The organism is Micromonospora sp. MH33, assembly GCF_003013775.1.
Classification (GTDB): domain Bacteria; phylum Actinomycetota; class Actinomycetes; order Mycobacteriales; family Micromonosporaceae; genus Micromonospora; species Micromonospora fulviviridis.
Map to the genome: position 1 here is coordinate 1 of NZ_MUYZ01000286.1, position 8,915 is coordinate 8,915.

8 protein-coding genes and 1 pseudogene are annotated in these 8,915 nt (G+C 73.5%); 8 read left to right on the top strand and 1 reads right to left on the bottom strand.

All coding sequences use genetic code 11. The features are described 5' to 3' along the window. The first annotated feature begins 303 nt into the window (after positions 1–303). From B0E53_RS29430 to pip, 3 genes are all read left to right on the top strand, one after another. Positions 304–1,173 (top strand): alpha/beta hydrolase, encoded by an 870-nt coding sequence (locus tag B0E53_RS29430; RefSeq protein ID WP_107078988.1) that lies wholly within the window; start codon positions 304–306, stop codon positions 1,171–1,173. An 86-nt stretch (positions 1,174–1,259) separates the two neighbouring features. Further along, a complete protein-coding gene (locus tag B0E53_RS29435) occupies positions 1,260–1,634 on the top strand; it encodes a hypothetical protein (protein WP_107078994.1) in 375 nt (124 codons plus the stop codon). 43 nt (positions 1,635–1,677) lie between these two features. Further along, a complete protein-coding gene (gene pip / locus B0E53_RS29440) occupies positions 1,678–2,634 on the top strand; it encodes a prolyl aminopeptidase (RefSeq protein WP_107078989.1) in 957 nt (318 codons plus the stop codon). 9 nt (positions 2,635–2,643) lie between these two features. Here pip and B0E53_RS29445 read toward each other — a convergent pair whose 3' ends face one another. Continuing rightward, positions 2,644–3,402, bottom strand: a complete 759-nt coding sequence (locus B0E53_RS29445) for a hypothetical protein (protein ID WP_107078990.1) — start codon at positions 3,400–3,402, stop codon at positions 2,644–2,646. 157 nt (positions 3,403–3,559) lie between these two features. On the opposite strand from B0E53_RS29445, the gene B0E53_RS29450 reads away from it, so the two are divergent. The 5 genes and pseudogenes from B0E53_RS29450 to B0E53_RS29470 form a co-directional block, all read left to right on the top strand. Then, positions 3,560–4,393 carry a metallophosphoesterase gene (locus B0E53_RS29450; protein WP_107078991.1) on the top strand — a complete coding sequence of 278 codons (834 nt, stop codon included), beginning with the start codon at positions 3,560–3,562 and terminating at the stop codon, positions 4,391–4,393. Next, positions 4,390–5,055, top strand: a complete 666-nt coding sequence (locus B0E53_RS29455) for a 4'-phosphopantetheinyl transferase superfamily protein (protein ID WP_107078995.1) — start codon at positions 4,390–4,392, stop codon at positions 5,053–5,055. Before B0E53_RS29450 ends, B0E53_RS29455 begins: the two co-directional genes overlap by 4 nt. Positions 5,056–5,180: 125 nt before the next feature. After that, positions 5,181–7,442 carry a catalase gene (locus tag B0E53_RS29460; protein ID WP_107078992.1) on the top strand — a complete coding sequence of 754 codons (2,262 nt, stop codon included), beginning with the start codon at positions 5,181–5,183 and terminating at the stop codon, positions 7,440–7,442. A 132-nt stretch (positions 7,443–7,574) separates the two neighbouring features. Continuing rightward, on the top strand, positions 7,575–8,675 hold the full coding sequence (locus B0E53_RS29465) for an L-dopachrome tautomerase-related protein (RefSeq protein WP_107078993.1): 1,101 nt from the start codon (positions 7,575–7,577) through the stop codon (positions 8,673–8,675). Positions 8,676–8,742: 67 nt separating this feature from the next. Next, positions 8,743–8,915: pseudogene (locus B0E53_RS29470) on the top strand (ricin-type beta-trefoil lectin domain protein); the annotation flags it as partial.

Genomic DNA, 8,915 nt, shown 5'->3' on the forward strand with positions numbered 1-8,915 from the left:
GTCGTCGACGAGCCGGTCGACCGGCACCACCCGGCCCCGGGCGACCAGCAGGCGGGCCAGCACCGCGCGCTGCCGGGCGCCCCGCAGCGCCACCGGGCCGCGCTCGCCGGCCGCCACCAGCGGCCCGAGCACCCCGAAGGTCACTCCGGGTACGCGGGGCGGACTGGTCACCCCGCCCACTCTAGGCAGCCCGGGGCGCCCGCACCGGCGGCCCGACCAGGGCACTCATCCGACGCTGATCGACCACTGACCGGGCCCCGGCAGGCTCGACGGGTACCCGATCGCACCCGGAGAGGACCTCTCATGATCAACGGATTCGAGCAGCGCCGCGTCACCGTCGCCGACGGCGTCGCCCTGCACGCCGCGGTGGGCGGCAGCGGCAGCCCGGTCGTGCTGCTGCACGGCTTCCCACAGACCCACCTGATGTGGCGGCACGTCGCCGCCGACCTCGCCGCCGACCACACGGTCATCTGCCCCGACCTGCGCGGCTACGGCGACAGCGACAAGCCCGTCGACACCGACGGCACCGCGTACGCCAAGCGGACCATGGCCGCCGACGTGGTGGCGCTGGCCCGGGCGCTGGGGCACGAGCGGTTCGCCCTGGCCGGGCACGACCGGGGCGCCCTGGTGGCGATCCGGGCCGGCCTGGACCACCCGGAGACGGTCACCCACCTGGCCGCGCTGGACGTGCTGCCCACCCTCGACACCTGGGAGGTGATGCACGGAGTCACCGCCGCCGTCGGCTTCCACCTCTACCTGATGGCCCAGCCGCCGGGCCTGCCCGAGCGGCTGATCGGCGCCGCCCCGGACGAGTTCTTCGGGCACTTCCTCGACCTGTGGGCCGGCGACCCGGAGGCGATCCCCGCCGACGTGCGGGCCGCGTACCTGCGGGCCTGTCGGGGGGCGGTGCCCTCGATCGTGGCGGACTACCGGGCGTCGGCCGGCGTCGACCTCGCGCACGACGAGGCCGACCGGGCGGCGGGCACCGTGCTGCGGATGCCGGTCACCGTGCTCCAGCAGGACTGGGGCGCCGCGCTCGGATTCGACGCGGCGGCGCGCTGGCGGGCCTGGGCGCCGGACCTGCGGCACGTGCCGGTGTCGTACGGCCACTTCATGGCCGAGGAGGCCCCGGCCGAGGTGGTGAAGGAGCTGCGCGCGCTGCTGGCGCGGTGAGGAGGGAGCAGCCTTGCCCCGCACCATGAAAGATGCAAATATTCGGATCACTTCACGTGTGGTCTCAGGTTCGGGGGTTGATCGGCATGCGGAAGGCTTCCTCGATCGCGGCAGCGGTCACACTGACGGTCGGCTGCACCGGTGTCGCGGTGATGAGCGCGGCGGGCCCGGCGAGCGCGACCTGCAGCCACGCGCACTCCAACATCGACACCAAGTTCGGCACGCTCTTCAACGCCAGCAACGTCAACATCCGTACCGGCCCGCACACCACCTGCGGCTCGCTCGGCTACGGCCAGGCCAGCCACAGCGTCGACTTCCACTGCTTCGCCAGTGGCGACCGGGTCAGCGCGAACGGGCACACCACCTACACCTGGACCTACCTGAAGGACACCACCACCGGGGTGTCCGGCTGGGTCGCCGACGCCCTGCTGGACAACCTCGGCAGCAACATCGCCTGCTGACCGTCCCCCCACGCTCCGTGCCGGGCGGGCAGGATGGTCCGGCATGACCGAGCCACGCCTTTACCCGCCCGTCGAGCCGTACGCCACCCACCGCATCGCCGTCGGCGACGGCCACCAGCTCTACGTGGAGGAGGTGGGCGCGCCGGACGGCGTACCCGTGGTCTTCCTGCACGGCGGCCCGGGCGGTGGCCTGGTGCCGGCGGCGCGGCGGTTCTTCGACCCGCGACGCTACCGCGCCGTGCTGTTCGACCAGCGCGGCGCGGGCCGCAGCACCCCGTTCGGTGAGCTGCGGGCCAACACCACCGGGCACCTGGTGGCCGACCTGGAGACGATCCGGGAGCGGCTCGGGATCGACTCCTGGCTGGTGTTCGGTGGGTCGTGGGGGGTCACCCTCGGCCTGGCGTACGCCCAGGCCCACCCGGACCGGGTCACCGGGCTGATCCTGCGCGGGGTGCTGCTGCTGCGGCGCAGCGAGCGGGACTGGTTCTACCAGGGCGGCCTGCGCCACCTCCAGCCGGACGAGTGGGACCGCTTCGTCGCCCCGATCCCCGCCGCCGAGCGGGACGACGTGCTGGCCGCGTACCACCGGCGGCTGCACGGGCCCGACGAGGCCGAGGCGCGGGCCTGCGCGGTCACCTGGGGACGCTGGGAGGCGGTCAACTCCTCGCTGCGCCCCGACCCCGGGGTGCTGGCCCACTTCACCGCCGAGGAGCAGGCGCTGCCCATCGCCCGGATCCTCTCCCACTACGCCGTGCACGGCGGCTTCCTCACCGAGACGCAACTGCTCGACGGCGTGGACCGGATCCGCCATTTGCCCGCCGTCATCATCAACGGCCGCTACGACCTGTGCTGCCCGCCGGTGTCCGCGTACGACCTGGCCCGGCGCTGGCCCGAGGCCGAGCTGCGGATCGTGCCCGACGCCGGCCACTCGGCCGCCGAGCCGGGCATCGCCCGCGAACTGCTCCGCGCCACCGACCACTTCGCCGACCTGCTCGGCTGAGCCGGCCGGCTACGCCGACAGCAGGGCGCGGACCGGGTCGGCGATGGCCGGGTCGAGCGGGAACCGGGCCGCCAGCCAGTCGAGGGTGGCCCGGGCGGCCGCCCGGTTGTGCCGGTAGCCGGGCACCATCGCCGCGAGCGGCAGCACCTCCGGCGGGTACGCCTGCTCGACCCGGCGGCTCGGGTCGAACGGGTCCCGCCGGTGCGCCGCCGACGGCTCCGTGAGCCGCAGGAGGGCGAGCACCCGGTCCACCGCGTACGACTGGATGAACCGCGCGGCGGTCAGTCGTTCCCCGCGCAACTCCCGGTGCAGGCCGACGTAGAGGTTCGTGAGCGCCTCGTTGAGGTGGAACTCGACCGTGTCGTACGGCGTGGCGGGGCGCGGCGGCGCACCACCTGCGGCCAGTCCGGCCGGCGCGTCGGGGCGCTGCCACACCATCCGGGCACCGGTGAACGGCAACCGGGCCAGCTCGGCCACGGTGAGGACCGCGTACTCGACGAAGATCCCGTCGGCGTAGCGCGCCTTGCGGCCGTTGCGCTCGTTGGCGAAGCTGTACGCCACCGGGCAGGGCGCGGCCAGCCAGTCGATCGAGTCGACGTAGCGGCCCACCGCGCCGTCGGAGACGACGAGGAAGAAGTCCAGGTCGGAGTGGTCGTCCAGCCGGTCCCGGTCGGCGCCGGCGGAGCCGAGGCCGAGCAGCGCCACGGTGTCCGGCCGGGTGGCGAGGTGGGCGGCGAGGTCGTCGAGCCGACGCAGCATCGGGTGCATGCCGTCGTCCCTTCCGTGAAGAGTCGACGTTTCAGCCCATGCGGCCCTGCACCGCCGCCGGGGTCGCGACACCGATGCCGGCCATTCTGCGTCGGACCCCCGACACCGCTCAGGTCCCGGCTGTCCTTCCGGGGGCGGCGCTGGCAAGATCGACCGGGTGACGGGTGCGCTGTTCGCGGTCAGTGACCTCCATGTGTCGTACGCCGAGAACCGCACGGTCGTGGACGGCCTGCGGCCGGAGTCCGCGGACGACTGGCTGATCGTGGCCGGCGACGTCGGCGAGGTGTTCGCGGACATCGAGCGGACGTTGCGGCAGCTCCGCGACCGGTTCGCCCGGGTCGTCTGGGTGCCGGGCAACCACGAGCTGTGGACCCACCCGGCCGACCCGGTGACCCTGCGCGGCCGGGCCCGCTACGACGCGCTGGTCGGCATGTGCCGTGACCTGGGCGTGCTCACCCCGGAGGACGACTATCCGGTATGGCACGGCGAGGGCGGGCCGGTCACCGTGGCGCCGCTGTTCCTGCTCTACGACTACTCGTTCCGCGCCCCCGGCACGAATTCCAAGGAGGAGTCGCTGCGTGCGGCGTACGCGGCGGGGGTGGTGTGCACCGACGAGATGCTGCTGCATCCCGACCCGCACCCGGACCGGGAGTCGTGGTGCTGGGAGCGGATCACCGAGACCGAGCGGCGGCTGGCCGCCGTCGACCCGGCGCTGCCGACCGTGCTGGTCAACCACTGGCCGCTGGTCCGCCAGCCCACCGACGTGCTCTGGTATCCCGAGTTCGCCCAGTGGTGCGGCACCGACCGCACGGCCGACTGGCACCTGCGGCACCGCGCCGCGGTGGCGGTCTACGGGCACCTGCACATCCCCCGCACCACCCACTACGACGGGGTGCGCTTCGAGGAGGTGTCGCTGGGCTACCCGCGCGAGTGGGGCCGGCGGGGCGGCGAGCCGCGGCCGATGCGGCGCATCCTCGGCGGCGCCGCGTGATCGAGGCCCTGCTCCCGTCGGCGGCGGTGCCCGTCGAGGCGTTCTCCGACATCCCTGGCGAGGCCCCGTACCCGGGCGAGGAGGACCTGCTCGTCCGGGCCGTGGAGGCCCGCCGCCGCGAGTTCGTCACGGCCCGCCGCTGCGCCCGGGAGGCCCTGACCCGCCTCGGGTACGCCCCGGCGCCGATCCGCCCCGGCCCGAAGCGGGAGCCGCTGTGGCCGGCGGGCGTGGTCGGCAGCATCACCCACTGCGCCGGGTACCGGGCCGCGGCGGTCGCCCGGGACACCGCGCTGGCCGGGCTCGGCATCGACGCCGAGCCGCACGAGCCGCTGCCGGACGGCGTCGCCGGGCTGGTCACCACGGCCGGCGAGCCGGAGTCGTTGGCCCGGCTGCGCGCCGCCCATCCGGGGGTGCACTGGGACCGGCTGCTGTTCAGTGCCAAGGAGTCCGTCTACAAGGCCTGGTATCCGCTGACCGGGCGCTGGCTCGGCTTCGAGGACGCCGAACTCTCCGTCGACCCGGCCGCGGGGAGTTTCACGGCCCGGGTGCTGGTCGACGCCAGCCGCGCGGACGGCGGCCCGCCGCTGGCGGCGCTGCACGGCCGCTGGCTGGTCGCCGACGGGCTGGTGGTCACGGCCGTGGCCGTGCCCCGGCAGCCCTGACCCGGTGGCGGTCGCCGGCCGGGCGTGACCGCTCCCGCCCGCCCGAGTGATCCGCGTTTGCCCGCTCCTGTCCAGGGTAGGGCCCTGAGGGCCCGGTCATTTTGCCCCACGGAGGACAGGTCCCGATGGATTCCAGCAAGCCCGCCAAGGTCGTCAAGGATGTCGTGGAGGCCGCCACGGAGAAGGTCACCGACATCCTGACCCCGGACGTGCCCGGCGCGCCGGGCAGCGCCCCACCGACGCTCGAGGAGCCGACGACGCCGCACGGTCCGCTGCCGCCGAAGGCGGAGCAGGGCGCCCCGGACACCCGTACCCCGACCGGCGCCGAGACCGGCGTGCCGAGGATCGCGAAGGGGCAGCACGGATCCTTCCTCACCACCGCCAACGGGGCCCGGCTGCGCGACACGGACCACTCGCTCAAGGCCGGGCCGCGCGGCCCGGTGCTGCTCCAGGATCACCACCTGCGCGAGAAGATCACCCACTTCGACCACGAGCGCATCCCGGAGCGGGTGGTGCACGCGCGGGGTGCCGGCGCGCACGGCGTCTTCGTCGCCTACGGCGCCGCCGAGGAGGTCACCCGGGCGGGCTTCCTGAAGAAGGGCAGGGAGACGCCGGTATTCGTCCGGTTCTCCACCGTGCTCGGCTCGCGCGGGTCGGCGGACACGGTCCGCGACACCCGCGGCTTCGCCACCAAGTTCTACACCGACGAGGGCACCTTCGACCTGGTCGCCAACAACATGCCGGTGTTCTTCATCCAGGACGCGATCAAGTTCCCGGACATCATCCACGCCGGCAAGCCGCACCCGGACCGGGAGATCCCGCAGGCGCAGAGCGCGCACGACACCTTCTGGGACTTCGTTTCCCTGCACACCGAGGCGCAGCACCACACCATCTGGAACATGTCCGACCGCGGCATCCCCCGCTCCTACCGGACCATGGAGGGGTTCGGCGTCCACACGTTCCGCCTGGTCGACGAGGCCGGGGCGACGGTGCTGGTCAAGTTCCACTGGAAGCCGAAGCTGGGCGTGCACTCCCTGACCTGGGAGGAGGCGCAGATGATCAGCGGCATCGACCCGGACTTCCACCGTCGTGACCTCTACGACGCCATCGAGTCCGGCGCCTACCCGGAGTGGGAGCTGGGCATCCAGGTCTTCCCGGACACCGCGGAGGAGACCTTCGCGGGGATCGACCTGCTCGACCCCACGAAGATCGTGCCCGAGGAGCTGGCGCCGGTGCAGCCGATCGGCAAGCTCACCCTCAACCGGACGCCGCGGAACTTCTTCGCCGAGACCGAGCAGGTCGCCTTCCACCTCGGGCACCTGCCGCCGGGCATCGACGTCACCAACGACCCGCTGTTGCAGGGCCGGCTCTTCTCGTACCTCGACACGCAGCTCACCCGGCTCGGCGGGCCGAACTTCACCCAGATCCCGGTGAACCGGCCGCACGCCGAGGTCAACGACATGCTCCGGGACGGCTTCCACCAGCACGCGGTGCACGCGGGCGTGGCGCCCTACCGGCCGAACTCGCTCGACGGCGGCAACCCCTTCCCGGCCGGCGACCGGGAGAACGCGTTCGTCGACACGCCGGTCACGGTCGCGGAGGCTCCGAAGGTCCGGGCGGCGCCGGCCTCGTTCGACGACCACTTCAGCCAGGTCCGGCTGTTCTGGCTGAGCATGTCGCCGGTGGAGAAGGAGCACATCATCCGGGCGTACACCTTCGAGCTGGGCAAGTGCTACCACCAGGCGATCAAGGAGCGCCAGCTCCGGTGCCTGGCCAACATCGACCCGGTGCTGTGCGAGCAGGTCGCCACCGGCCTGGGCCTGCCCGCGCCGAAGCCGACCGTGCCGCTGGCCGAGGTGCAGCCGAGCCCGGCGCTGTCGCAGGTCGGTCGGGAATGGCCCGGCGACGGTCGGATGGTCGGCATCGTGGTCGGCGCGGACAGCGACCTCGACGGGGTCGGCCAGGTCCGGCGGGCGGTGTTCGCCGCCGGGATGGTGCCGGTGCTGATCGCCGCGCACGGCGGCACGGTGGGCGACCTGCCCGTGCAGCGCACCTTCGCCACCGGCCGGTCGGTGGAGTTCGACGCGATCCTGCTGGCCGGGGCCCCGGCGCCGGCGCCGGACGCGTTGCCCGCCCGGGACGCCAAGGCGGGCGCGGCCGACTCCGCCACCGTCGACCCCCGGGTGTTGCTGCTGGTCGAGGAGGCGTGGCGGCACGCCAAGGCGATCGGCGCCTGGGGCGCCGGGACCGAGGTGCTCCGGCAGGCCGGGGTGGCCGGCTCGCCCGGCGTGGTCACCGGCGACTCCGGCGGCGAGGTCTTCGGCGCGGTGCAGCAGCTGATGGCGGCGCACCGGGTGTGGGAGCGGTTCCCCGCCTCGGTCGCCTGAGCCGTCGCCGACAGGGCGGTCCCCGGGGTGGGGCCGCCCCTTCGGCGTATCCCGGGGGTCGGTCGCGCGCCTCCGACGTTTGCGCCCGTGCAGGCCGGGAAGGACCGGGGCCCTCACAGTCAGGAGCGGCGGATGAACGGGCCCATGGGCGATGAACCGGTCGGCGAACTCGAACTCGTGCACACCTTCACCGGGCCGATGCCGACCGGGGTCAGCGTGTCGCACACCGGCCGGGTCTTCGTGAACTTCCCCAAGTGGGGGGACCAGGTGCCGGCCACCGTCGTCGAGCTGCGTGACGGCCGGGAGGTGCCCTTCCCGGACGAGGCGTGGAACAACCCGTCCGGCGACGACGACCCGAACGCCTTCGTGTCGGTGCAGAGCGTCGTGGTCGACCCGGCCGACCGGCTCTGGGTGGTCGACACCGGCAGCCCGATGTTCCAGCCGACGAAGCCGGGCGGCCCGAAGCTCGTCCGGGTCGACCTCGACGCCGACGCCGTCGGGCAGGTGATCACCTTCCCGACCGACGTGGCGCTGCCCACCACGTACCTCAACGACGTGCGGTTCGACCTGCGCCGGGGCGATGCGGGTCTCGCCTACCTCACCGACTCCTCCGACTCGGGGCCGAACGGCATCGTCGTGGTGGACCTGGCCACCGGCGCGTCGTGGCGGCGACTGCACGATCATCCGTCCACGAAGGCGGAGCCGCTGGAGTCCTTCCGGCCGGTCGTGGAGGGGCGGCCGTTCCTGGAGCGCCCGGCCGACGGGCCGCCGAAGCCGGTCGCCATGGGCTCGGACGGGATCGCCATCTCGGCCGACGGCTCGCGGCTGCACTACTGCCCGCTCGCGTCGCGCCGCTGGTACAGCGTGGCGACCGACGCCCTCGCCGACCGGACGCTGCGCGAGGAGCAGGTGGCCGCCACGGTGGTGGACGAGGGCGACAAGGGCGGCGGCTCGGACGGCCTGGAGACCGACGACTCCGGCGCGTTCTACCTCACCTCCTACGAGCACAACGCGGTGCTGCGCCGCCGGCCGGACGGCGAGTTCGAGACCGTGGTGCACGACCCACGGCTGCTCTGGCCCGACACGCTGTCCGTGGCCGCCGACGGCCACCTCTACGTCACCGCCAACCAGCTGCACCGGCAGGCCAAGTACCAGCGCGGCCGGGACCTGCGGCGCAAGCCGTACGCCCTGTTCCGCACCCGCATCGATGCCGGCCCGGTCCGGCTACGCTGACCATTTCATTGGTTTGTTTAAGTATTGCGATTGAGTGTCCACCGCTGCCATGATGACCGCCAATTTCCCGATCATCGGCATCGGCGGCAAGTGCGTCGACGTCGCCGCGGCCGGCACCGCCAACGGCACCGCGATCCAGCTCTACACCTGCAACGGCACCGCCGCACAGAGCTGGACGGTGGCCGGCGACGGCACGCTCCGGGCGCTGGGCAAGTGCGCCGGCCTGACCGCCGGCCCTGG